The sequence below is a fragment of the Corynebacterium camporealensis genome (genome assembly GCF_000980815.1).
In the GTDB taxonomy this organism is placed as follows: domain Bacteria; phylum Actinomycetota; class Actinomycetes; order Mycobacteriales; family Mycobacteriaceae; genus Corynebacterium; species Corynebacterium camporealense.
Window position 1 is genome coordinate 1,818,716 of the sequence record NZ_CP011311.1, and the last position, 23,862, is coordinate 1,842,577.

At 58.7% G+C, this 23,862-nt stretch carries 24 protein-coding genes; 12 read left to right on the forward strand and 12 right to left on the reverse strand.

What is annotated here, in order from left to right; genetic code table 11:
- Positions 1-7 precede the first annotated feature (7 nt).
- From UL81_RS08485 to UL81_RS08505, 5 genes are all read left to right on the forward strand, one after another.
- Positions 8-1,516 carry an ABC transporter substrate-binding protein gene (locus UL81_RS08485; protein ID WP_035107335.1) on the forward strand — a complete coding sequence of 503 codons (1,509 nt, stop codon included), beginning with the start codon at positions 8-10 and terminating at the stop codon, positions 1,514-1,516.
- Positions 1,517-1,518: 2 nt separating this feature from the next.
- A complete protein-coding gene (locus UL81_RS08490) occupies positions 1,519-2,463 on the forward strand; it encodes an ABC transporter permease (RefSeq protein WP_035107337.1) in 945 nt (314 codons plus the stop codon).
- Positions 2,460-3,296: an ABC transporter permease gene (locus tag UL81_RS08495; RefSeq protein ID WP_035107338.1), complete on the forward strand. Its 837-nt coding sequence runs from the start codon at positions 2,460-2,462 to the stop codon at positions 3,294-3,296. The genes UL81_RS08490 and UL81_RS08495 overlap by 4 nt, the downstream gene beginning before the upstream one ends.
- Positions 3,293-4,726 carry an ATP-binding cassette domain-containing protein gene (locus UL81_RS08500; RefSeq protein ID WP_035107340.1) on the forward strand — a complete coding sequence of 478 codons (1,434 nt, stop codon included), beginning with the start codon at positions 3,293-3,295 and terminating at the stop codon, positions 4,724-4,726. The genes UL81_RS08495 and UL81_RS08500 overlap by 4 nt, the downstream gene beginning before the upstream one ends.
- An 85-nt stretch (positions 4,727-4,811) precedes the next feature.
- The gene (locus tag UL81_RS08505) at positions 4,812-6,494 is read left to right on the forward strand and encodes an FUSC family protein (protein WP_035107342.1); all 1,683 of its coding nucleotides are present in this window, start codon (positions 4,812-4,814) and stop codon (positions 6,492-6,494) included.
- A 210-nt stretch (positions 6,495-6,704) separates the two neighbouring features.
- Here UL81_RS08505 and UL81_RS08510 read toward each other — a convergent pair whose 3' ends face one another.
- Positions 6,705-8,135 (reverse strand): YeeE/YedE thiosulfate transporter family protein, encoded by a 1,431-nt coding sequence (locus UL81_RS08510; RefSeq protein ID WP_035107345.1) that lies wholly within the window; start codon positions 8,133-8,135, stop codon positions 6,705-6,707.
- 186 nt (positions 8,136-8,321) lie between these two features.
- Between UL81_RS08510 and UL81_RS08515 the strand changes: the two genes are divergently transcribed.
- Both UL81_RS08515 and UL81_RS08520 read left to right on the forward strand, forming a co-directional pair.
- Entirely contained in the window at positions 8,322-10,175 is a 1,854-nt protein-coding gene (locus UL81_RS08515; protein WP_046453487.1) for a BCCT family transporter, read from the forward strand.
- An 11-nt stretch (positions 10,176-10,186) separates the two neighbouring features.
- Entirely contained in the window at positions 10,187-10,552 is a 366-nt protein-coding gene (locus tag UL81_RS08520; RefSeq protein ID WP_035107347.1) for a hypothetical protein, read from the forward strand.
- Here UL81_RS08520 and UL81_RS12060 read toward each other — a convergent pair.
- The 5 genes from UL81_RS12060 to lepA form a co-directional block, all read right to left on the reverse strand.
- Entirely contained in the window at positions 10,549-10,728 is a 180-nt protein-coding gene (locus tag UL81_RS12060; RefSeq protein WP_236684459.1) for a response regulator transcription factor, read from the reverse strand. The two genes, UL81_RS08520 and UL81_RS12060, sit on opposite strands and share 4 nt — an antisense overlap.
- On the reverse strand, positions 10,725-11,222 hold the full coding sequence (locus UL81_RS08525) for a response regulator (RefSeq protein WP_236684460.1): 498 nt from the start codon (positions 11,220-11,222) through the stop codon (positions 10,725-10,727). The genes UL81_RS12060 and UL81_RS08525 overlap by 4 nt, the downstream gene beginning before the upstream one ends.
- The gene (locus tag UL81_RS11675) at positions 11,223-12,404 is read right to left on the reverse strand and encodes a histidine kinase (RefSeq protein WP_035107350.1); all 1,182 of its coding nucleotides are present in this window, start codon (positions 12,402-12,404) and stop codon (positions 11,223-11,225) included.
- Between the two features lie 106 nt (positions 12,405-12,510).
- On the reverse strand, positions 12,511-13,860 hold the full coding sequence (locus tag UL81_RS08535) for a M20 metallopeptidase family protein (protein WP_035107351.1): 1,350 nt from the start codon (positions 13,858-13,860) through the stop codon (positions 12,511-12,513).
- Between the two features lie 73 nt (positions 13,861-13,933).
- On the reverse strand, positions 13,934-15,784 hold the full coding sequence (gene lepA, locus UL81_RS08540; RefSeq protein WP_035107353.1) for a translation elongation factor 4: 1,851 nt from the start codon (positions 15,782-15,784) through the stop codon (positions 13,934-13,936).
- A gap of 18 nt (positions 15,785-15,802) precedes the next feature.
- On the opposite strand from lepA, the gene UL81_RS08545 reads away from it, so the two are divergent.
- Together UL81_RS08545 and rpsT are read left to right on the forward strand one after the other, a co-directional pair.
- Positions 15,803-16,348 (forward strand): type II toxin-antitoxin system PemK/MazF family toxin, encoded by a 546-nt coding sequence (locus tag UL81_RS08545; RefSeq protein ID WP_035107354.1) that lies wholly within the window; start codon positions 15,803-15,805, stop codon positions 16,346-16,348.
- Between the two features lie 195 nt (positions 16,349-16,543).
- Complete coding sequence (gene rpsT / locus UL81_RS08550; protein WP_035107356.1) at positions 16,544-16,807, forward strand: 30S ribosomal protein S20; 264 nt, start codon at positions 16,544-16,546, stop codon at positions 16,805-16,807.
- 80 nt (positions 16,808-16,887) lie between these two features.
- Here rpsT and UL81_RS08555 read toward each other — a convergent pair whose 3' ends face one another.
- Positions 16,888-17,103, reverse strand: a complete 216-nt coding sequence (locus UL81_RS08555; protein ID WP_035107358.1) for a hypothetical protein — start codon at positions 17,101-17,103, stop codon at positions 16,888-16,890.
- A gap of 138 nt (positions 17,104-17,241) precedes the next feature.
- Here UL81_RS08555 and UL81_RS08560 point away from each other — a divergent pair, with 138 nt between their 5' ends.
- From UL81_RS08560 to UL81_RS08570, 3 genes are all read left to right on the forward strand, one after another.
- Positions 17,242-17,523, forward strand: a complete 282-nt coding sequence (locus tag UL81_RS08560) for a hypothetical protein (RefSeq protein WP_035107361.1) — start codon at positions 17,242-17,244, stop codon at positions 17,521-17,523.
- Between the two features lie 98 nt (positions 17,524-17,621).
- Positions 17,622-18,452, forward strand: a complete 831-nt coding sequence (locus tag UL81_RS08565) for a DNA adenine methylase (protein WP_046453488.1) — start codon at positions 17,622-17,624, stop codon at positions 18,450-18,452.
- Entirely contained in the window at positions 18,442-19,758 is a 1,317-nt protein-coding gene (locus UL81_RS08570) for a type II restriction enzyme (RefSeq protein WP_046453489.1), read from the forward strand. The genes UL81_RS08565 and UL81_RS08570 overlap by 11 nt, the downstream gene beginning before the upstream one ends.
- On the opposite strand, the gene UL81_RS08575 is transcribed toward UL81_RS08570, so the two are convergent.
- Genes UL81_RS08575 through UL81_RS08595 form a run of 5 tightly spaced genes read right to left on the reverse strand, consistent with a single transcriptional unit; the run spans position 19,729 to position 23,837 of the window.
- Positions 19,729-20,370, reverse strand: a complete 642-nt coding sequence (locus UL81_RS08575) for a LysE family translocator (protein ID WP_035107363.1) — start codon at positions 20,368-20,370, stop codon at positions 19,729-19,731. The genes UL81_RS08570 and UL81_RS08575 overlap by 30 nt on opposite strands.
- Positions 20,371-20,398: 28 nt before the next feature.
- Complete coding sequence (locus UL81_RS08580; protein ID WP_035107364.1) at positions 20,399-20,779, reverse strand: ankyrin repeat domain-containing protein; 381 nt, start codon at positions 20,777-20,779, stop codon at positions 20,399-20,401.
- A gap of 10 nt (positions 20,780-20,789) precedes the next feature.
- On the reverse strand, positions 20,790-21,758 hold the full coding sequence (gene holA / locus UL81_RS08585; protein ID WP_035107365.1) for a DNA polymerase III subunit delta: 969 nt from the start codon (positions 21,756-21,758) through the stop codon (positions 20,790-20,792).
- A 1-nt stretch (position 21,759) separates the two neighbouring features.
- Positions 21,760-23,178, reverse strand: a complete 1,419-nt coding sequence (locus tag UL81_RS08590) for a ComEC/Rec2 family competence protein (RefSeq protein ID WP_035107366.1) — start codon at positions 23,176-23,178, stop codon at positions 21,760-21,762.
- Positions 23,175-23,837: a ComEA family DNA-binding protein gene (locus UL81_RS08595; protein WP_046453490.1), complete on the reverse strand. Its 663-nt coding sequence runs from the start codon at positions 23,835-23,837 to the stop codon at positions 23,175-23,177. The genes UL81_RS08590 and UL81_RS08595 overlap by 4 nt, the downstream gene beginning before the upstream one ends.
- Between the last annotated feature and the right edge of the window lie 25 nt (positions 23,838-23,862).

Consider the following 23,862-nt stretch of genomic DNA (forward strand, 5'->3'; position numbering starts at 1 on the left):
TGCATACATGATCAGAGACCGCCTGTCGCGTTCGCTGGCAGTACTTGCCCTGGTGGCATCGATAAGCACTGTCAGCGCATGTTCTGCTGGGTCTACTGCGGTGGTAGACACCAGCAGCCAGACTGGCCTAGTAGTAGCCACTACGTCCCCGGCCAACTCGCTGGATCTCACATCCGTGGGTGGCGCGGCGATTCCGGCAGCGGTCATGGGCAACGTCTACGAAACGTTGGTGCGCATCGACGACGACGGTGACATCGTGCCGGGGCTCGCGGAATCCTGGGAAGTCTCTTCCGACGGCACGCGCTATGAATTCCAGCTGCGCGAGGGCGTGAGCTTTAGCAATGGTGCGCCTTTTAATGCGGAGTCCGCGGCCTTTTCCATTAATTACGTGAAAGATACGTGGACGAATGGGTTGGCGGCGCAGATGGACATCGTCAAGCGTGCCGAAGCCCAAGGTGAGCACACACTCGTGGTGGAGCTGGAGCGCCGGTCGAATGGCTGGCTGTGGCTGATGGGTACTGCCATTGGTGCGATGATGACGCCGACGGGCATGGACAATCTGGCTAGTGAGCCGGTGGGTACCGGGCCTTTTGAGGTCGCGCGTTTCTCCCCAAATGAGTTCGTTGCCCTTGCTGTCCGCCCGGATTATTGGGGTGAACCAGCTGAGCAGGACGTGACCATTCGTTACTTCCCGAACCCGCTGAGCGCTGTGAATGCCCTGGAAACAGGCGGTGCCGATGTGGTGTGGGCGATGCAGAATCCGGAGCTGCTCGACGGTCTGGATGAGGACATCAACATCACCGTGGGCACGACCAATGGTGAGATTTTGTTCTCTCTCAACAATGATGAAGCGCCTTTTGATGACCCACGCGTGCGCCAGGCGGTGGCCTACGGCGTGGACCGGGATGCGGCTAATGCGATTTTGTGGGAGGGCATGGCCACCGATACTGGTGGTGCCCCGGTACCGCCGACTGACCCGTGGTTCCCGGAACAGGACTACTACCCGCATGACATGGCCAAGGCCCAGCAGTTGTTGCGCGAGGCTGGTGCCGAGGCTGCCCCGGTGACCATTACCGCGCCAACGCTGCCGTATACGCAGACGCTGTCGGAGCAGTTGTATTCGCAGCTGACCGAGATTGGCTTCGACGTGACCTTGGAGTCCGCCGAGTTCCCCGCCGTGTGGTTGGGTCAAGTCATGGGCGCCCATGATTATCAGGCGTCCTTGGTCGCACACGTCGAGCCGCGCGATATCCCAACACTGTTTGGGGATCCGGATTATTACTTGGGCTACGACAACGAACGCGCACGCGAATTGCTTGCTCAGGCTGATTCCGCCATCCCGGAAGACTACCCGGAGCTCATGGGTGAAGCTGTCGACCAAATCATGGATGATGCCGCCGCCGTGACGCTGATGAACATGCCAAATGTAGTGCTCACCCGCCCCGGAATTAGTGGCATTTCCGCCGATATGGTCACCGACGCGATTGAGCTGCGGGACTTAAAGGAGGAGCGCTAGCAATGAGTATTCTGCGCGCCCTGCTGCGCTTTATCGTGACTTTATTTGTCGCCTCCGTGGCGATTTTCCTGCTCATGCGAGCTGTTCCCGGCAACCCGGCGCGCGTGGCCTTAGGCATTAACGCCACTGAAGAAGCCGTGGCGGAGCTTAGCTCCACACTCGGCCTGGACCGACCACTCATCGTGCAATACGGCGAGTGGATCGGCGGGCTACTGCAAGGCGATTTTGGTCAGTCTTTGTCCTCCCAACAGGACATCACCCCGCTGGTGCTCGACCGCGCGCAGGTCTCCCTCATCCTGGTCGGCCTGGCCATTGTCTTGGCTCTGGCCATCGCGATCCCAGTGGGCATGTGGTTGGCGCATGCCCATGGCCGCCCGGCCGCCACGGCAGTCTCCGCAGGTACGCAGCTAGGCATTGCGGTACCGAGCTTCCTCGTCGGTATTTTGCTCATCGCTATCTTTGCCAGCGGTGCCGGCTGGCTGCCGGCCAATGGCTGGATTCCGCCTAACCAGTCCTTCGGTGGGTTCTTATCCCACCTCATCTTGCCGGTGCTCGCGCTGAGTTTGGTGCAAGCTGCCATGCTGACTCGCTATGTGCGCTCGGCCATGCTGGATGTCGCTGATGCTGACTACATCCGCACTGCGCGCTCACTGGGTATCTCTCGTGCCCAGGCGCTGCTGCGCCACGGTCTGCGCAACGCTGCCCTGCCCGTGCTCACGGTGACGGGCGTGCAGCTGACCACGCTGATTGTCGGCGCGGTGGTCATTGAATCGGTCTTTGTGATTCCGGGCTTAGGCTCGATGCTTCTCGATGCCGTCTCCACCCGCGATCTCACCACCGTCCAAACCTTGGTCATGTTGCTGGTGACGTTTACCCTGACGGTCAACCTGCTCACCGAGCTGGCTTATCGCCTGATTGACCCGCGACTAAAGGCAGGTGTGCGATGAAAAACGCCTGGAAGAATCTCAGCACCAGCGGCAAGGCCGGTTTCATTCTGGTTGCCCTTGTCGCTGTTATCGCGGTGATTTCTCTGCTGTGGACCCCGTACCACCCGGATGTCGCTGACCCAGCCGCGCGCCTGTCCGGTCCGAGCGGCGAGCACCTGCTCGGCACCGACCGCTTTGGTCGCGATACGCTCTCCCGCCTGCTGGTCGGTGCACAGATCACCTTGTTCGTCGGCGTGATTGCCGTCGGCATTGCCGCAATCATTGGCGTGCCCCTCGGCATTGCAGCGGGCATGCGCCGGGGCACGTGGCTCGATGCGCTCATCGTGCGCGGTGCGGACTTACTCCTGGCATTCCCGGCACTATTGCTGGCTATTATTGCCGGTGCTATCTGGGGTCCATCGACGCTGACAGCCATGATTGCCATCGGCATCGCGGGCATCCCGTCCTTTGCCCGCGTCGCACGCTCAGGCACCTTGCAGATCGTCACCCAGGACTACGTCGCCGCCGCGCGCGTGTCCCGGGTCTCCAACCTGCGTATTTCACTGCGCCACGTCCTGCCGAATATCAGCAGCCTGCTTATCGTGCAGGCTTCGGTCTACTTCGCCCTGGCAGTCCTCGCCGAAGCCGCCCTGTCCTACTTAGGTCTGGGCACTGCCCCACCGACGGCCTCCTGGGGCCGGATGCTGCAGGATTCGCAGTCCCTGCTCGGCGTCGCACCGATGCAAGCCTTCTGGCCCGGCCTGGCCATTGGCTTGACCGTGCTGGGCTTTAACTTGCTTGGAGATGGCATCCGCGACCTTCTCGACCCTCGCCTGAAGGGAGAAAAGCGATGAGCCTGCTCAACGTCACCGACCTCCACATCCCGGACCTGCTTGGTCCGCTGAGCTTCAAACTCGACGCCGGGGAATCCCTGGGCATTATTGGCGAATCCGGCTCCGGTAAGACACTCACTGCGCTTTCTGCCATGGGGCTTTTGCCACAGAACCTACACGCGGAAGGTTCCATCCTCTTCCAGGATGAAGAACTCATCGGGATGTCTGACAAGCAGGCTCGCACCCGCCGTGGCACGCACATGGCTATGGTCTTCCAAGAGCCGATGACGGCGTTGGATCCGCTAATGCGCATCGATAAGCAATTGCGCTACGCCGGGGTCAAAGACATCACCGCCGCACTCGAGGAAGTCGACCTCAATCCGAAGCTGCGCCGTCGTTTTCCGCATGAGCTATCCGGTGGCCAACGTCAACGCGTGCTCATTGCCATGGCGATGGCGCGTCGTCCGGAACTACTCATCTGCGACGAACCCACCACCGCCCTCGATGCCACAACCCAGGCCGAGATCCTACGCGTACTCAAGCAAGTCACCGCTAACCATGGCACCGCCTTACTGTTTATCTCCCACGACTTACGCGTTATCCACCAGATGTGCCCAGAAGTCCTGGTCATGCAAAACGGCCACATCGTCGAAGCAGGATCTACCGACGACATCCTGCATAACCCGCAGCACGACTACACCCAGAAACTCGTCGCTGCCTCCCGCGCCAAGGACCCCGCCGCTGCGCCGCAGACTAGCGATGCCATCATAAGGCTGCGCGAGGTCAGCAAAACCTTCGGCAACACCACCGCCTTAGAACCACTAACCCTCGATATCCCCCAAGGCGCCCGCCTGGGCATCGTCGGCAGCTCCGGCTCCGGTAAGACCACCCTGCTCAAACTCATCGCCGGACTAGAAACACCCACCAGCGGCGACATCACCGTCAACGGTCGCGTGCAAATGGTCTTCCAAGACCCCCAAGGCTCACTCAACCCCCGCCTGCCGATTTGGAAGTCCATCGCCGAACCGCTGGGCGGGACGCCCAGCGGAGAGGCTCGTCGTAAAGTCGCTGCCATTCTCGAGGAAGTAGGTATCCCGGCGGACGCGATGGACCGCTTCCCACATGAGTTTTCTGGTGGCCAGCGCCAGCGCATCTCTATCGCGCGTGCGGTGATTGCTGAGCCCAACATCCTCCTTGCCGATGAAGCCGTCTCCGCCTTGGATGTGTCCGTGCGCGCACAAGTCCTTGATTTGCTGACCCGCTTGGTGGAAGCCCACGGGTTGACCTTGGTGTTTATCTCCCACGATTTGGCTGTGGTGCGGCAGGTCTGCCACAGTCTTGTCGTCGTCCATGCCGGTCACGTGGTGGAGACCGGTCCAACTGAAGAGATTTGGAACAACCCGCATGACAGCTATACGCAGCAGCTGCTCGCTGCTGCTACTAAGGAATAAGTACTTTCCTCAACTAGCTAAATTTGCCCAGCGGAGTAGACTCTTCCGGTGCCTTAATTAACCGCCGGAAAGGAGCGCTCCACAAGTGAATGCCGAAGCTGCCTACCCGCTTCCTGCCAAGCCGAATCCCCGGCAGCTTCTATTCACCTACAACACCAATGTGCGGCGCTGGCCCGGCGCGCTGCGTGCCATGTTGGCCATCCTCATCCCCGGCGCTTTCGCGGTTGCCAGCGGCAACGACAAGGCCATCTTGTTGTGTGCTGCCGGTGCTTTTGCCGTGATTTACGGTGAGGGCCATCCTTTCCGCACCCGATTGCGCGTCATGGTGTCTGCGGCCACGCTGATTACTTTGGCATCGACTGGCGGCATCTTGGTCGGCAAACTCGTCTTTGCTCCTGGCCACGGGCATTGGTGGTTGTTGCTCGCCGGCTTTTATACCGCTGCCATTGGCGTCATCGGTGCAACCTTGCAGAACGGCCTGCGCTTGCCAGTGCCGGGCTGTTTCTTCATCGTCATGGTCGGCGGTGGTTCAACCATGCTGGCGCGTACCGATACCGCCGTATGGGAGGTCTTGGGCTGGACGCTGTTTTCCGCCGTGGTCGCCTGCATCATCGGTATGTTCCCTGCGCTGTTAGATAAGCGCGGTCCGGAACGCTCTGCGGTGGAGGCTGTCGAGAAGACCGCAGAATCCTTCTGCACGGCTGACGATGACATCCTCACCAAGCACCACCAGGCCCAAACTGCTACCTCGAATGCGTGGCAAGCACTTGCCGATGCCGGGCATATCCGCGGCGGCCGCGTCGTCTCCACCGACCCGGAAGGCCTGGTGCAGCGTGCCCAGGATGCACAGCAGCGCATCGTCCAGCACAACTTGGAGCTCAACTTAGGTGCCAAGTCAGAAATGCTGAACGACGACGGCATCGCCTTCGACCCACGCCGCACCGCCATCCCGCACACCCGCCCGACGGGCCGCTACCGTTTGTATCGCTCTGCCGTGCGCAACTCCCATGCGGTGGTAACGGGTGAAAAGGTCGCGATTGCCAGCATCATCACCGTCATTATCAGTGTGAGCCTTGGTTTCGACCGTCCCGACTGGGGTGCTGTCTCCGCCCTGCTGGTGCTGCAGTGGGGACCAGACCACATCCCGGGCACGGTCAAAGGCATTCAGCGCATGATTGGCTCGATCCTGGGTGTCGGCCTGTTTACCCTAATTCACTTCTTTGGCGTGCAGGGCTGGTCGCTGCTTATCGTGCTGGCAATCTGCCAGTTCTGCGCGGAGATCTTCATCGCTCGTAACTACGCGCTCTGCCTGGTCTTTTCTACCCCACTGGCTCTACTGATGGGCAACTCCGCGGGACGCGCACTGGGCGATATCGTCACCGCCCGCTTCGCCGAGATTTTCATCTCCGTGGCCGTGGCCATGCTGGTGCTGTGGTTCTTCAAACCGCGTGCTGTGGTCAACAACCACTACCGCCTGCAAGAACGCGTTATCGAATCGATGTCCACCCTGCTGGGTGCACTGCACATCCGCACTCCGGAAGAAGCACTGGCTGCACGCCGTGACCTGCAATACGAGCTGCTGTCTGAACGCCGCGCGATGGTCTCACTTGCCATCGACAATCAAAAAGAAGTCAGCCAATTCTGGCACCGCCACATAGCGTTGCAGCAAACCGGCTACTTCCTGCTGGACTTCTGCTCCGCCCACCCCGACCGCGCTGCCACCCGCAGCGAGCTCAACGTTCTCGTGACGAAGATTCGAGAGGCATAAAGAAACGCACTAAGCGCTTACCGCAAGTAAGTGCTTAGTGCGTGGTGACGTTGAATAGCAGCGAGCTATCGAGCAGGTGCTCTTCTTCGATATCAAAGACTGCGAAGGCCGGTAGTTCGGCGTTAGGCACTGGAGGCATCGAATCCAACCTTTCAGGCGTAGCTAGATAAACCACAAAGCTGGATTCGATATTAGCCCACTGGGATGGTTTTAGCCTCCCTTCACCACCGTCATCTGCCAGCCGGCATCGCTGACCCGCTTAAAGTCTTCGACGGTGTGGCCTTCATCGGCAGCCCAGGCCGGAATGGAATCGGTGGCCTGGGTGCAGTCGAAGTCGATGACCAGGGCTTCGCCCGGCTGAAGTTCAGCCATGACCTGCTTGGCTTCGATCAGCGGGAAGGGGCAGACCGCGCCAAGAGTGTCCAGTGCGTAGCGGCCATTGCCCAGTGGGCGAGCCTTCTCTGGAGTCTTCGGCTTGGTAGCCAAGGAGACTGCGCTAGTGGCGTTAACCAGGTTCAGCTGCGGAACGGAGACGTTGTCGTCGTTAGCTGCGCGGTTCTGTGCGGACTCGCCACCGGTATTGACCGGTGCGTTGTCCATGGCATCGGTGGTGTTGTAGTTCGCGGTCGGCTGGCCGGAGTTGGCCTTGCGCGGCTTGAGCCACAGTTTGGCGCCGAAGCCCACGCCAAGGGCGATGAACAGCAGTGCAATCCAGCCCTTGAAGCTGAACAGGGAGGTCTCCACCATGCCGTTACCGACGGTGCAGCCACCGGCCAGGGAGGCGCCAACGCCCATCATGATGCCGCCACCGATGGAGCGGTACGCGGTCTGTGCATCGGGAACGCGAACGCGGAACTCGCCGGCAACCTTGGCGGCGATGAATGCACCGATGAACAGGCCGATGACCAGCATGGTGCCCCAGTTCATGTAGGAGTCATCGCCGGTAGTCGACCAGCGCATCACGTCAGCAGACGGGGTGGTGATACCCAGGCCAGAGTTACGGCCGGTAGCTGCCGAGAGCGGGAAGGCAATGGTGCCGATGATGCCGACCAGGATGGCGGCGGTGTACATCGGCAGTGGCTTGGAGTACCAGGGCTGACCTAAGTCGAAGGTCTGGCGACCGGCGTCCTTCAGGCGGTAGTGGCGCCACAGGAAGAAGGTAATAACCCAGACCACGGCCACCAGCATCCACGGCGAGATGCCCAAGAAGCCGTGAATGGTGGTCAGGTCGGTCTCCCACTGCTTGAACCAGCCATCAAAGCTTTCCAGCGGGCCGGACTTCATGGCCGCAGCAGACAGGCCGTAGAACAGCAGTGCAATCCAGGAACCCACCAGGCCCTCTGCGGAGCGGTACCAGGTACCGGAGGCACAACCACCCGACAAGATGATGCCCATACCGAAGATGAAACCGCCGATCATGATGGCCGCCGGAGTGAAGTTGCTGATTTCTGGGGAGATGATTCCCAGTTGGGTCAGCAAAGTCAGACCGAAAGCATGGACGGAGATAAGGATCATCAACGCGGTAAAGCCGCGCCAGGTCTTGTTCATGAAAATGTCGCGCAGCATGCCCGTGACGCAGAAGCGTCCGCGCTGCAGGACGGCACCGAATACGACACCCACGGCTAAGCCGGTAGCAATCATGGAATCACATGCACCTTTACTGAAAGAGAAGTATTTGAGGCCTTGACTCTAGCCGTTTACATACCAACTTGTCTAGTAACAGTGAACATAGCGTTCTGTGGGTGATTTCGACCGCAAACATTTGCAATTATCTAAGTATCGGGAAAGATAGGCAAAGTCTCTACCCTTTCGATCCCAAGGATTCCCATGGCGAAACCCTCTAAGAATTCGCGCACTGTGGGCTTATACCCGCATAACATGCACCCTGGCTTAGTCCCTGGTATCGGCGTTGACGAGCAACGCAACAAATACGGCCTGGACAAGCCACTCTTTTTCATCACCGCAGTGGCCATCGTCGCGTTCATCACGTGGGGCATCATCAACCCCGATGGTGTCGCTGCGGCGTCTGACACCGCTTTTGACTGGGCAATGACCAACGCCGGCTGGTTGCTCAACATCGCAATGATCATGGCTATCATCACGATGGCCTACATTGGCTTCTCCCGCTTAGGCCGCATCAAGCTAGGCCGCGATGACGAAGAACCAGAATTCGGACTTTTCAGTTGGGTCGCCATGATGTTCGGCGCCGGCATCGGCGTGGGCATTTTCTTCTATGGTCCTTCTGAGCCGCTCTCCCACTACGTCACTCCACCACCGAATACCGTGGAAGCGGAAACGGCCGAAGCCATTCACCAAGCAGCTGCTCAGTCCAACTACCACTGGGGTATTTCCCCGTGGGCTGCCTACTCCATGGTGGGTGCAGCGATTGCCTACTCTGCTTACCGACGCGGCCGCGTTCCCCTGATCTCGTCCGTATTCAAGCCCTTGTTTGGCTCCAAGGACACTGACGGCCCACTGGGCAAGCTCATCGATATGCTCGCCCTGGTCGCCACACTCTTCGGCACCGCCGCCACTTTGGGTATTTCTGCCATTCAGATCGGTGAGGGCGTGAGCATCGTTGCTGGCATCGGTGAGCTCGGCAATAACGTACTCATCATGATCATCGCCGTTCTGGGCTGCGGTTTCGTGGTATCTGCCACCACCGGTGTGGCCCGCGGCATTCGCTACCTGTCGAACCTCAATATCACCCTGACGCTGAGCCTGATCGCGTTTGTCTTTATCGTTGGCCCGACGCTCTTCCTACTCAACCTGATTCCGTCTGGCATCTTGGTCTACCTCGATGAGCTGCTGCCGATGATGGCGAAATCTCTGTCCTGGGGCGATGAGACCATCGAATTCCAGTCCTACTGGACCGCGTTCTACTGGGCATGGTGGATTGCCTGGACCCCGTTCGTCGGCATGTTCGTGGCACGCATCTCGCGCGGTCGCACCCTGCGTGAATACACCATGGTCACTGTCTTTGCACCAACGCTTATCCTGATTCTGGCTTTCACCATCTTCGGTGGCACCGCCATTACCTTCAATCAGGAAGGCCTCGACGGATTTGATGGCAGCGCGTCGAATGAAGAAATCCTGTTCAGCATGTTCGGTAACCTGCCGCTGGGCTCGATTACCCCATTCATTCTCATCTTCGTCCTCGCAGTGTTCTTCATCACCTCTGCGGACTCCGCCTCCGTCATCATGGGCACGATGTCCGCAAAGGGCGATCCGTCACCGAACAAGCTCGTAGTCATCTTCTGGGGCCTGTGCATGATGGGCATTGCCATCGTCATGCTGCTTACCGGTGGCGAAGAAGTCCTGTCTGGCTTGCAGAACCTCACCATCCTCGCAGCACTTCCATTCAGTGTGGTCTTGATCGTTATGATGATTGCCTTGATTAAGGACCTGCATTCTGACCCGATGTTTATCCGCCGCACCTACGCCCGTACTGCTGTGGAAAATGCAGTGCTGCGCGGTATCGAAGAACACGGCGATGACTTCGAGCTCTCCATTGAGCACGCCCATAAGGGCCGCGGTGCAGGTGAAGACTTTGATTCCGCAGCCGACCGCTACACCGAGTGGTATCAGCGCACCGACGAAGAAGGCCGCGACGTCGGCTATGACTTCGAAACCAAGACCTGGGCGGATGGCTACGACGAGGACAAAGACAAGGACAACTAAGATTTAAAGGTATGAGCCTTCCTAACGAAGCTGTTCTTGATGGCTACACCTTGTCCGAACAGCACGCGATTGACCACGAGTTCCTCATGCAAGGCTCGCCATTGTCCATCATTGCCATTCTCGGCATGGGTCTGATTGGTCTCGCAGTGCTGTGCCGGCTGTTCTACATGCCCGGCGCGCCCATTGCGGGCATCGCCGGTGTGGTCATGGTGCTGCACAAGATCTGGTGGATGCCGATTTCCCTGTGGCAGCAATTCGATGACTTCCAGGTCTTCGGTTACACGCTGCGCTACTATCCGACGTTCTGGGCGATGGAGACCCTTATCGTCGCCGTGATGGCGATTGTGGGTGTGATCGCCATCTTTGTGCGCCGTTAGCGCGCTTCCAGCACCGCAATCGCAATGTGAATGCGGTTAGTGACTTCGAGTTTGTCCATGATGTGCTTGATATGGGTTTTCACCGTGGTGGTGGAGATATAAAGCCGCTGGGCAATCTCGGAGTTGTTTAATCCCTCAGCAACTAACTGAGCAATTTCTTTTTCGCGCTGGCTCAAACAAGCCAGCGCAGTTTTCTTTGTGCCCGTGGATTCTGCTTCTTTCGAAGCGGTTCTTCCTGGTCGCCTGCTGATTCTGCTGCCATGAGTTTCGGCAGGACTTGCGGGCTTAAGATTTGTTGGCCTGCAGCACCAGCCCGCACGGCAGCAACCAGCGCTTCCGGCTTGGTCGTCTTCAGCAAGAATCCAATGGCACCGGCACGCAGTGCGTCCAAGATGAATGCGTCGGTATCGAAAGCCGTCAGTATAACCACGGGCGTGCGCCGGTCGAGTGGCTGTGCCGAATACAGCGTGCGCAGCGCAGTAATGCCATCCATGACCGGCATGCGGATATCCATGAGCACGACATCCGGGTCGGTCTTTTCAATGACAGCGACCGCATCGCGGCCGTTGGAGGCTTCCCCGACGATGTCGATAGCGGGTGCGCCGTCTAAGACCAGGCGCAGACCATTGCGCATGAGGTCTTCATCATCAACGAGTACTAGTCGCAGCATTTATGCCTCCACGGGAACATACAGTCGCAGAACAAACGGATCCTTCTTTTCTACGCTTACTGCGCCACCAACGGATTCCAAACGCTGTGCGATGCTGACTAGTCCCTGGCCACTGCCCTTGCCCGACTGACCGGGATTGGGGTTGGACATGACGATGCATGCTTCATCGTCAGTTTCCTGTTCAACAGTGACCGTCACGGGCTTGCCCGGCGCGTGCTTGCGGGCATTGGTAAATCCTTCACGCACACAACGAGTCACGGCTTGCTGGGTTTGCTGTTTCAGCGGTGGCAGTTCGAGGTTCTCAGCGTGGACATCGTCGCCAGCAGCACGTGCCTCAGCAACAAGTTCTTCGACTGTTGCCGTGGTCGTATCCGTGGAACGAACCGTAGCGAGTACGCCTCGCATCTCATCGACAGCTGCCTCAGCTTCGTTCTGGATGGTCGAACCAATCTTCTTCCGCTCTTCTTCGCTTAAATCATCGCGGTAGTTCAGCGCACCCGAGTACACCGAAATCAGGCTCAAACGGTGCGACAAACCATCGTGGATATCACGAGCAATGCGGTCGCGTTCTGCCTCCTGTGCGTTGTGCACTCCCTCGCGGCGTTGCTGACGAAGAGCACCACGGTAGTGACCGATCAGGAACAGAATTACCAGCAGGACGAAGAACACAATGTAGGTCATGAGCCACTCAGCCCAATACGGCTGATCCTCCAGTTCAGTCGGACCAGCATCGGGTGGCAGCAACAAAAATACGGTGTACGCCGAAATCGCCACCGCAACCGCTGACAATGACCAGCGCCAGGAACCACGCGAGCACACCGAAATGAACACCACGATGAAAATAGGCAAAGTGGAAATATTGAAACCCAGGGCAATGATGATCAAGCCAGCGATCAAACTAGCGGGGTGTCCCACGTAGCGTGGTTCAAGTGCTGCTTCGCGCTTATCATGATGCAGCGCTACCGGGGTGAGAACGAGCAGTCCCACCATCAGCAATAGCGACATCATCATGCCTTCAATTTGTTCTTCCGTGACCTCACGATCCGCGGGGATGCTTAGAACCGTAACCAGCACGAAACCAAGTGCAGATAGAGCAACAACAATCAGGGCGGTTTGCCACCACTTACGCTGTGGGATGACGCCGCCGACGTCGAGATTCTTTTTCTTCTTGTGTTGAGTCATAAGACGCAGTCTATGGCTGCGCCTATGCGGTGGCATCCTGCGCGGGGATGATTCTTGATTCGTGAATATCCTCCTGGTGGAGGATGCCAGGTGGTGTGGTGTTTGGTTAGCGGCGAACGCCAGCGGCTTCGCGCATGGCCTTGGTCGGTGCGGACGGGTGGGCGTCTTCGGTGGCAAGGCGTTCAAAAGCTAGCGCTGCCAGGGCGGCTGCTTGGTCGCCGAGCAGAGAGTCGTCGAAGCGAGCCAGTGGTGAGTGGTTCCACTCGCGCTGATGTTCCGGGGTATTCGGGTTGGCAGTGCCCATCCAGATGAAGGTGCCCGGGATTTGGGCGAGGACGTAGCCGAAGTCTTCAGAGGCCATCATGGGTGCAGCGAAAGGCATGACGTTTTTCGCACCGAACATGTGCGACCACAAGGTGGCCGCGAATTGATTCTCGCGGTGGTTGGTCTTCGTTGTTGGGTAAAGGACCTCGAAATCAACCTGGGCGGTGCAGCGATGGGAGGCGGCGACATTGCCGGCGACTTCGATGATCATTTGGCGTACGGCGTCGATTTGTTCATCGCGAAGCACGCGCACCGTCGCACCCAGCTTGGCGCGGTCCGGGATGGCGTTGTAGGCACCATCGCCGGCGTGCAGGTTGGTCACGGTAATGACGATGGGCTCTAGCGCATCGAAGCGGCGGGTCAGCGCGGTTTGCAGGGCCATCTGGATTTCCGCAATGGCGGCGACTGGGTCAATGGCATCGTGCGGGCGGGAGCCGTGGCCGCCCTTGCCCAGGACCGTAATCGTCAGGTTGGACGAGGATGCCATCAGTGGGCCGGAGATGTAGTGGAAGGTGCCGGCATCCTGCGGGCCGACGTGGATGCCGTAAGCGGCGATGGGGCGACGGCCCGCAGCATCAAGCACGCCTTCTTCAATCATGCGCTGCGCGCCACCGGGGCCTTCCTCACCGGGCTGGAACATGAAAATGATGTCGCCATGGATTTCTTCCTGGTGAGCGCACAGCAAGCGTGCAGCACCAATGAGACCGGCGGTGTGCAGGTCGTGGCCGCAGGAGTGCATGTACTCGTTGGTGGAGGCGAAAGGATCACCGGTTTGTTCGCGCACTGCGAGGGCATCCATATCCGCGCGCAGCAGGACGGAGACGGGGCGCTCACCGCGCAGGCCGCCGCGCAGAACGGCAACGACGGAAGACAGGTCGTGGCCTAAGTGAATCTCTAGTGGCAGACCGCGGAGTTCATCGAGCACGCGCTGCTGGGTGCGCGGCAGGTGCAGGCCAATCTCGGGGTGCTTGTGCAAGTCGCGACGAATCTCTTGCAAGTCGGCCACCATCTCCCGGCCTTCTTCGATGAAAACACTGCTGGCCGGGCGACCACCAATCTGTGCTGCTGTGACGGGCAGCGGTGGAAGCTGCTGGCCTTGGCGCGGGGCGGGACGGTGGTTCGGGGTGGTCATGCATCATCCTTCCGGGAAAGTCGTTAACCGACCCTACCGGAATTTAGGATGCACAAACGTCTACTTGTGGGTTTTAGTCGTCACCATCGGTCGACAATGCTGCGACGAAGGCTTCCTGGGGCACGGATACCGAGCCGAGAGTCTTCATGCGCTTCTTACCGGCCTTCTGCTTTTCCAGCAGTTTGCGCTTACGGGAAATATCGCCGCCGTAGCACTTCGCCAGCACGTCCTTGCGCATCGCACGGATATTCTCACGGGCGATGATCTTCGAACCAATGGCCGCCTGGACCGGAACCTCGAACTGCTGACGAGGAATAAGCTCTTTGAGCTTCTTGGTCATCTTGTTGCCGTACCACTGGGCAGAATCGCGGTGCACGATTGCGGAGAAGGCATCGACCGGGTCGCCGTTGAGCAGGATGTCGACCTTCACCAAGTCGGACTGCTGGCGGCCGGCTTCCTCGTAATTCAGCGAAGCATAGCCCTTGGTGCGCGACTTCAGCATGTCGAAGAAGTCGAAGATGATTTCACCCAACGGCATGATGTAGCGCAGCTCCACACGGTCTTCCGAGAGGTAGTTCATGCCCTTCATCTGACCGCGCTTGGACTGGCACAGCTCCATGGTTGGGCCGACGAATTCTTCCGGCACCAGGACGGTCATATCCACGATCGGCTCGTAGACTTCGCTGAGCTTGCCCGACGGCCAGTCCGAAGGGTTGTGGACCTGGACTTCGGTGCCGTCTTCGGCAATAACCTCGTAGGTTACCGACGGTGCAGTCGAAATCAGGTCGAGGTCGAACTCGCGCTCCAAACGGTCGCGGGTAATTTCCATGTGCAGCAGGCCCAAGAAGCCACAACGGAAGCCAAAGCCCAAGGCGACGGAGGTTTCGGGCTCGAAGGTCAGGGAGGCATCGTTAAGCTGCAGCTTCTCCAGTGCGTCACGCAGGTCCGGGAAGTCAGCCTGGGAAATTGGGAACAGGCCGGAGTAGACCATCGGGTCCGGGTCCTTGTAGCCCTTCAGCGGCTCCTCAGCACCCTTGTGGGTCCAGGTGACGGTATCGCCAACCTTGGTCTCACGCACGTCCTTCACGCCAGTAATCAGGTAGCCGACCTCGCCGGGGCCTAAGCCTTCGCACTTTTGCATGGTCGGGCTAACGATGCCGATTTCCAGCAACTCGTGGTTCGCGCCAGTGGACATCATGGTGACCTTCTGGCGCGGGGTGAGCTTGCCGTCGACCATACGAATGTAGGTGACCACGCCGCGGTAGGTGTCGTAGACGGAGTCGAAGATCATCGCGCGCGCTGGCGCGTCGTCAGGCTTGTCCGTCGACGGTGGCGGAACCAGCTCGCAGACTTTGTCCATGAGCTCCGGCACGCCCTCGCCGGTCTTACCGGAAACACGCAGGACCTCTTCGGGCTCGCAGCCAATGATGTGGGCAATCTCGAGTGCGAACTTCTCCGGGTCTGCGGCAGGCAGGTCAATCTTGTTCAGGACCGGGATGATTTCCAGGTCGTTTTCCATAGCCAGATACAGGTTGGCCAGGGTTTGGGCTTCGATGCCCTGGGCGGCATCGACAAGCAAGATGGCGCCTTCACAGGCTTCCAACGCACGGGAGACCTCGTAGGTAAAGTCCACGTGACCGGGGGTGTCAATCATCTGCATGACGATTTCTTCACCCTTGTGCTCACCGCTTTGCGGAATCCACGGCAGGCGGACGTTCTGGGCCTTAATGGTGATGCCGCGCTCGCGCTCAATATCCATGTTGTCCAGGTACTGATCGCGCATATCGCGGTCCTCGACAACCTTGGACAACTGCAAAATGCGATCCGCTAGCGTCGACTTGCCGTGGTCGATGTGAGCAATGATGCAAAAATTACGGATCTGGGACGGATCCGTAAAGGTAGTTGCCGCAAAGTTTTTAGACATGGGTCTAGACTAGTCGACATGAGTAGCGGCAACCCAACCGTGTTCACCCGGATTCGTGACGCACTCGGACTCGGCGACACTGCCCCGGTGGACCAAGGACTAACGCGCATTAACGAAAGGCTCGGACTCAACCGCAGCCAGCGCGACTACGAAACCCGCAAGCCTGCCGATATCCACGTTGAGCGCACCGACTCTCATCCCCGTTCCCTCTTCTTTGCTCCGGATATTGATGGCCAGGCCGATTCCGGTGAGGTCGTCTGGGTCTGGGCGCCGTCCGATGGCAAGCAGGCCCCACCCCGCGAGCGTGCCGTCCTGCTGATTGGCCGCACGCATACGACGGTGCTGGGTCTGCTGATTTCTGCCAATCCCGAGCACGGTGAGGAAGACAACTGGCTGGAAATCGGTGCTGGTGAGTGGGATGAATCCGGCCGCCAGTGTTGGATTCGCCTCGACCGCATCCTGGAGGTCTCCGAGGAGGAAGTCCGTCGCCAGGGCACGCTGTTTCCGGAGCGTCGATTCCAGCGCATCGCCAACCGCCTACGCTCGCGCTACCACTGGGCCTAAAATATTTGGTGTCCTGCGCGCCTTGTTGCTATTGTTGACAAGTTACTTTCTCGGCGGGTGCGTCGGTCGGGACGGGCAGGACCTTGGGTTCGTCCTTGGAATACCGGCGCCGAGCACATGCTTTACGATGTTCGAGCCGTCCACCGGGATCGTTTCCGCAAGTAATCATTTTCGATTCCAAGAGGTATTTTTCAGATGGCAAATATCAAGTCCAAGCAGAAGCGCGTTATCACCAACGAGAAGGCTCGTCAGCGCAACAAGTCCGTTCGCTCCGCAGTCCGCACCGAGATCCGCAAGTTCCGTGCAGCCGTTGCTGAGGGCGACAAGGCTGCTGCTGAGAAGCAGCTGCGCGTTGCATCCCGCGCTCTGGACAAGTCCGTCTCCAAGGGCGTGTTCCACCGCAACAACGCCGCTAACAAGAAGTCCGGCATGGCCCAGGCCTTCAACCAGATGGACTAATCCCCATCATTAAAGACAGCAAGCCTGCTCCCCTTTCGGGGCGCAGGCTTCTTCTTTACCTAGGTACCTAATCTATTTATCTAACTCCGCTGTTCATCTTCAGCAGAGGGTTCCTCCGACAACCCCAGCGCCCCGGCGAAGAAAACGATGACGGCAGTGACCACAAACGCGATAGCGATGGCTGCTGCGACAAGGGCAATCGTGCTCCAGTCAGTAGTACTCCTTAATGCCTGCAAGGAAACCAAAGCGACCACAATGCCGATTACTGAGGTAAGCGGAACTGACTTCTGTTGCATAAACCATACCTTTCATAATTGATGTCGAATGGATGCTAACACGACTCCCGCCTCCGCGCAGGCCCCACCTCAAGCCGGATTGAGGGTTCCAAACTTTGTACACTAGTCACCAGGATCCCCTGCTAAGGAAGGGAAAACATGCTCTACATAGTGCCCGGAATACTAGCGGGGATAATCTTTTATCTTTTCCTCACCGTGGTGAACTGGTTTACCGAAGAAGTCTGGCCCAAGAATTTCCGGCTGCGCGCCCATAGCCGTCTCGCCATCCATTGCCTGGCCGCTATCGCATTTACTCTTTTTCTCGTCACATCCGGCGGCGGTGGAAACTGGGCCACCCACCTACAAATCAGCGGCTTTCTCTTAGCCGGATGCCTCCTGAGCTTCATCACCGCATTCCGAGACAAGGCTCGCACTCAATGAGCAATCCTCTAATCCACGACATCTAACCCTAATTCGAACATGTTTTCTACACCCCGTGTGGGTGCGTGTCTGCTGGGCCACTAAGATGAAGAGTCATTATGAACGAACTTAAGCCACTGGTGAAATGGGTCGGCGGAAAGCGCCAGCTCCTCCCGCAAATTCATGCCGCCCTGCCCCAGGATGGCTTTAACCGTTACTTTGAGCCTTTCTTAGGCGGCGGTGCTGTCTTGTTTTCGCTGGCACCGGAGCAAGCCACAGTAAATGACCTCAACAGTGAGTTGATTAATCTCTACCGTGTGGTGCGCGACGATGTCGACGAACTCATTGCGCTGCTGCGCGGCTACCGCAACGAAGAAGAGTTCTTCTACGAGATGCGTGGGCTCGACCGCGCGCCGGAATACGCGCAGCTTACTGCGGTGGAGCGCGCCGCCCGCACGGTGTATTTGAACAAGACTTGCTACAACGGCCTCTACCGCGTCAACAATGCAGGTCAGTTCAACGCGCCTTTTGGTCGCTACAGCAATCCTGTTATCTGCGATGAACCGACGTTGCGCGCGGTCTCGGAGTACCTCAACAACTCCGATGTGCAGTTCCATAACGGCGACTACGCGACGATTACTGAGCACGCCACAGCCGGCGACCTGGTCTACTTCGACCCGCCTTATGACCCGGTCAATCCGACGAGTAATTTCACCGGCTACCAATCCGGTGGCTTTACCCGCGATGACCAGATTCGTCTCAAGGAAGTCTGCGACGACCTCGATTCCCGTGGCGTGAAGTTCTTACTGTCAAACTCCGCCACTGAGTTCATTCGGGAGCTGTACGCCGACTACAACGTCAGCATCGTTGGTGCCAAGCGCGCCATTAACTCCGTGGCCTCCAAGCGCGGCAAAGTCGACGAAGTCCTCGTGCGCAACTATGACTCCTAAACAAAAAGCACGCGTCAACGACGTTGGCTGGCAAAAGATCTTCGATACCCCTGGCTACCAGGAAGCTATCGACGACCGTGGCTACTTCACCATCACCGCATCGAAGCTCAAAGAAATCTCTGGCCGCGAACCGCGGTTGATGTGCAAGCACGACTACTCGCGCTCCCGCCCACAGCCACTTGCCGAGCGAAACTTAAGCGTGCTGCCCTTAAGCCGCGATACCTACCTCGTCGGCGCGTTTGACCTTTACGAACCTTTCCCGGACCTGGATGCGCCTCTGCGCGTGCGTCCTGTGCCCACGGACATCGAAAGCCTGGACTTTCACCATCTGTCCTCCGAGGCACTCGCACTGAGTGCTGCCAGCCTTGCCGGGGTCATTGAGGATTTCGTGGCCTCTTCCCCACTGCACGGCACCGTGGCAGGCCGCATGTCGACCAAGCAGATTGACCTGCACATCGCCGCGCTCAACCGGGATTTTTCTATCACCAACGCGCAGATGGAAATCGACGGCGGCTACGAATCCGCCGACTATCTCGTCCTCGTGGAGGCGAAAAATCACCTGCCCGAAGACTTCAACATCCGGCAGCTCTACTTCCCGTACCGGCGCTTCCAGGACGCGGTCACCAAGCCGGTCATACCTATCTTCGTGGTCTATTCCAACGGCGTATTCCACCTGCACCGCTACAGCTTTGCTGACCCGCTAGACTTCCGCAGCATCCGTCTGGAAGACTCCGCGCGCTACATCCTGGGCAATTCCACCATCACCAGCGCGGAGCTGCGCGCGGTACTCAACCGCACGACTGTCGAGGAGGAACCGCCCAAGATTCCCTTCCCACAGGCAGATTCTTTTGCCCGCCTGATTAGCTTGTGCGAATTACTTGACGATGCCCCACCGAACACCATCGACAAGCCCTTCATTGCCGAGCACTTCGGCTTTGCACCCCGCCAAGCCGATTACTACGTCAACGCCGGGCGCTACTTGGGGCTTATCGAACTAGATGACACCACGGTGCAGCTGACCCCGACCGGCCGCTATGTCCTCGACGCAGGCACCCGCGATACCCGCAACTTAGCCTTCGTAGAACTTCTAGCTAAACGCCAGGTCTTCCGCAGCGCCATCGAGTTCATCCTCGACCACGACCGCAGCCCGGGCAAAGCGGAGTCCCTAGAACTCATGGAAGCAGCGCAGCTGGGCTTGTCCGGTAGCACGCTCCCCCGGCGCGCCAGCACCGTCGCCGCGTGGGCGCTGTGGGTTTATGAGTTACTCAGCCTGCAGCTAGATCTCGCCGATGCCAGAGATCACTAGGGCGACACCAGCGACCATAAAGAAGCCACCGGCAAACAGGTCAATCCACGGGCCTGCCGACAACATCTTGCGCCGCACACGCGGGGTGGAGACCACCACGCCGATGAGCAAGAACAACAGCACTGGCGCCAACCACAGGCCCAGAATCAATGCTGAGGCAGTAAAGAAAGACGGGTTCGCTGGCAGCATGGGTGCGACCAGTGCGGCCAGGAACAGCACGATCTTCGGGTTGGCCAGGTTCGTCGTAAGGCCCATCGCAAAGGATTGACGCATTCGGCCCAGCGAGGCTTCGACGTCCTCGAGACCGGGTGGCGGATACTTGCGCGCAATCCAGCCGCCACGGAACATGTTAAAGCCCATCCACACCAGCCAGGAACCACCGATGAGCTGAACAAAACCCAGCAGTTGTGGGAAGGCAGTCAAAAGTGCCGCTGCACCGAGCACGGTCAGCGAGCACCAAAATAAAACCCCGAATTGGATGCCTAGCACTGAGGCAATTGCGTGCCTGCGGGACTTGGTGGCCATACGGGTCACCAAGATGAGATCAGGTCCCGGAGACAGTGCACCAATAACATTGGCGACAATTACGGTCAGGTAGGCACTTAAAGTCACATCGACACTATAGTCATGAAATGTCGATTTAGGAGAATCGCTCCACTAGGTCCGGACGCTCAAACATCTGCGCAATATCTAATGCGCTCGGGCTACCGGCATGCGGGTCAGCACCGGCCTCCAGAAGCACCTCAATGAGCTGCTCTTCTTTCTTAAAAATCACTCCACCCAACGGCGACTGCTTGCGGTCGTTGAGCAGGTCCACATCCGCGCCCACCTCAATAAGTGCACGGGTGAGTTCCACGTGTCCGTTGTAGGATGCCAACATTAAAAAGGACTCACCGTTCTGGTTCACCAGGTTCGGGTTCACGCCCTGCTTGATGTACTCAATCAAGGTGACATCACCTTGACGAGCCATATCAAAAAGCTTGCCTGCAAATTCTTCTAGCTGCGGATCCGATTCAGTCATAACACCTAGTTTAGCGTGCTAGTTCTGCGATTCTGCGCACTGCAGATTCGATAGCGAATTCCTCATCGCCACCCCGGCCTTTAACCGCCGCATCCAGCTCCGCGACCAAAATAACGGCCTTGCTGATGTTGTCTCCAGTCCACCGGCGTGCGACCGGCTGGGTAATTTTCACCACGTAGGGGTTTAAGCCAGTCTGCTTTGCGACGCTGAATTGATCACCGCGTGCCGAATACAGCCGGGCAATCGCACCGACCTTGTTCGCTAAGGCTGCGGCAATCGCTACTGGCGATGCGCCCAACTGCAGTGCGCGTCGACAGGTCGATACGGCTGCTTCCAATCGCCCTGCTACCGCCGCATCAGCGATGTCCCAGTTCTCTACTTCCGCGACACCCATGTAGTAGTTATTGACTGCCTCACGGGTGACATTGCCGTTGGTATCAAAGACCAACTGCGAAATCGCCGACGCCAGCTCGCGCAGATCGGAACCGACACCTTCCAGCACTGCCTGGACGACATCCGGCGTAGGGCGCACCCCATGGGAGGAAAATTCGCGCGTTGCCCACGGGCCCAGCTCATTCGGGTACAGCGCAAAGGCCTCGTGGACTTCTGCAATCTTTTGCAGCTTTGCGACAAGCTCCGGAGGCTTCTTCTTACCTTTCAGCGTCTTCGCACTGACTTTGTAAATGACAACCATGGTCATCCCCGGCATGGGGTTCACGCAGGCTTCCAGAATCAGCTTGATGACTTCCTTGCCCGCGCGCTCAACTTCACTAATGACGATGACGCGGTTGTCCCCAAACAACGAAGGACTGGTTGCCTCAGCAAGCTCTGCCTCGCTGACCTCGGAGGCCTTCAGCCTTTTAAGCTCCGGAGTGGATTCTTCTGCAGCAGCTTTTTGCACGCTTAAGCGTGCGCGCTCGGTGAGGAATTCGTCATCGCCGAGAATCAAGTGAACCGGGGCTGTAGGCATGCCATACATTCTAGGCACCCCACATCCCAATGCCCACCACACCCAACATCGTCGCACCCAACGTCAACCACGGGCGCTCATACAACAGCCCCGCGACAATCCAGCCATAAGCAAGCAGCACGTACAGAGGGTTAGCGTCAATGACTGCGACCGGCAGTCGCACCGTTCCGTGCGCCACGGTATTAATCCACCACGTGCACGGCTCAATGACCTTCAACAGCCCTGCCGCCAGCACCGACAGTGGACCCAACTGCGCCAGCAGCACCGCAATCAACCCCAACACCGTTACCGGCGCGGTCACCGGTGCGACCAACGTATTCGCCAACACCGAGACCACCGAAACCTCACCTGCCATCAACGCCACAATCGGCATGGTCACCAAGTCCGCCGCAATCGCTACCGCCAATGCGCAAGTCACAATCGCTGGCCAACCAGTCACCACCAGCAGCTTGTTGAGCAGCGGACTAAGCACCACAATGCCGGCCGTTGCCGCGGACGACAGCGCAAAAGCGAAGCTCAACGCCAGATCGCTATCCCAGATAATCAACACGATGACCCCAATACACAGCGCGTGTAGCGGCTGCATCCGCGAGGAGTTCAGCACCGCCAGCAGTCCCACAATGCCCGCGACTGCCGCGCGCAACACCGACGGCTCCGTGCCCACCAAACCGACGAACACGGCCAAGGCCCCTAAGGATGCCGCCACCTTCACCTTTGGTCCTGCCGCACAGCCTGCTGCCACTACTGCCGCACAGGAACACACCACCGCTACATTCGCACCGGATACCGCACTTAAATGCGACAGGCCGGTATGGATATACAGCTGCTGTTCTTCCCCATCCTGCAGGCTGACATCACCAAGCACCATGCCCGGCATTAATCCTTGGCTGGCAGGGCCTACAGTTTCTTGGACCAACTGCCGAAAGGTATCTGCCACTTGCGCTGCCCAGGCAGCAAAGCCTTCTACCTCCCCAGGCTCCACCACACGAGCTTGTGCCGTCACACTTCCCACGCCCGGCCGCGTCGCCTCCGAACACGTAATCCGTGCAGTAAGCGACTGCCCTGCCACCACTGCCGGTTCCTCATCCACAAAGACCGGCAATGGCGCTGGATAGCCCGACACGTCTACTGGGACTAACCAACTACTGCCAAAGTCAGTCTCAATTTCCTTGGCATCAGTAACTGCCGTCCCCGACAACCGTGACGGGCACGAGTACTCCCCGGCTCTCTTCTGTCGTACCAACGCCACCAGCACAGAGATTCCACCTAACACCACCGTCAGTAGTGCTTGTCCCTGCAGCCTAAACCACCACAGCGCTAGCCCAGCGCCAACCAGCACCACAGCCACGAGCATCCACCGCCCCAACAGGGCGAACATCGTGGCTAACCAGACCGCAACGGCAGCTGGTGCTAGGCGCAGCTCACTCACAGCTGCACCTGGTCTTTCAGCTGCGCATACTTTGCCGGACCGATACCGGAGACTTCCTGGATTTCCTCGATGGAGCTAAACCCACCGTTTTCCTCGCGATAGGCCACAATTGCGGCAGCGGTGACCTCCCCTACCCCGGATAGTTCTTTGAGCTCTTCCACGCTCGCGGTATTCAAACTGATACCGCCACCCGCACCGACTGAATCTGGTGCGCCACCTTCCATGTCTTGGGGTTCCGCAGGTGCGGCACCTTTGGGAAGGACATGGATCTGTTGTCCATCAGTGAGTTTCTGCGCGTGATTGAGCACCGTGAGTTCCGCATCCGAGCGTGGCTGTGCAATCGCCAAGGCATCGGCGACGCGGGCATCCGGCGCGAGTGTCACGAGGCCTGGATTATCGACTTCCCCAATTACGGAGACCACCACCGAAGCTGGTGCCTCTGTTGCTGATTCGCTAACAGCTGCTGGTTCCGGCATCGATTCTTGGGAGCTCAACCCCAACCACAGCACCACACCGGCCACGCCAACGACAGCAACGATGGCGGCCTGCCAGGCAGGAATACGCAGCCGCGGGCGCGGATAGTCCACCGCCAGCAGCTCTTCTTCCCCGGTCGGCCGACTGAGCTCACGCAGTCGGTCACTTACATGTGGTTTCCCCATGCAGCCGAGACTAGAAAGACCGCAA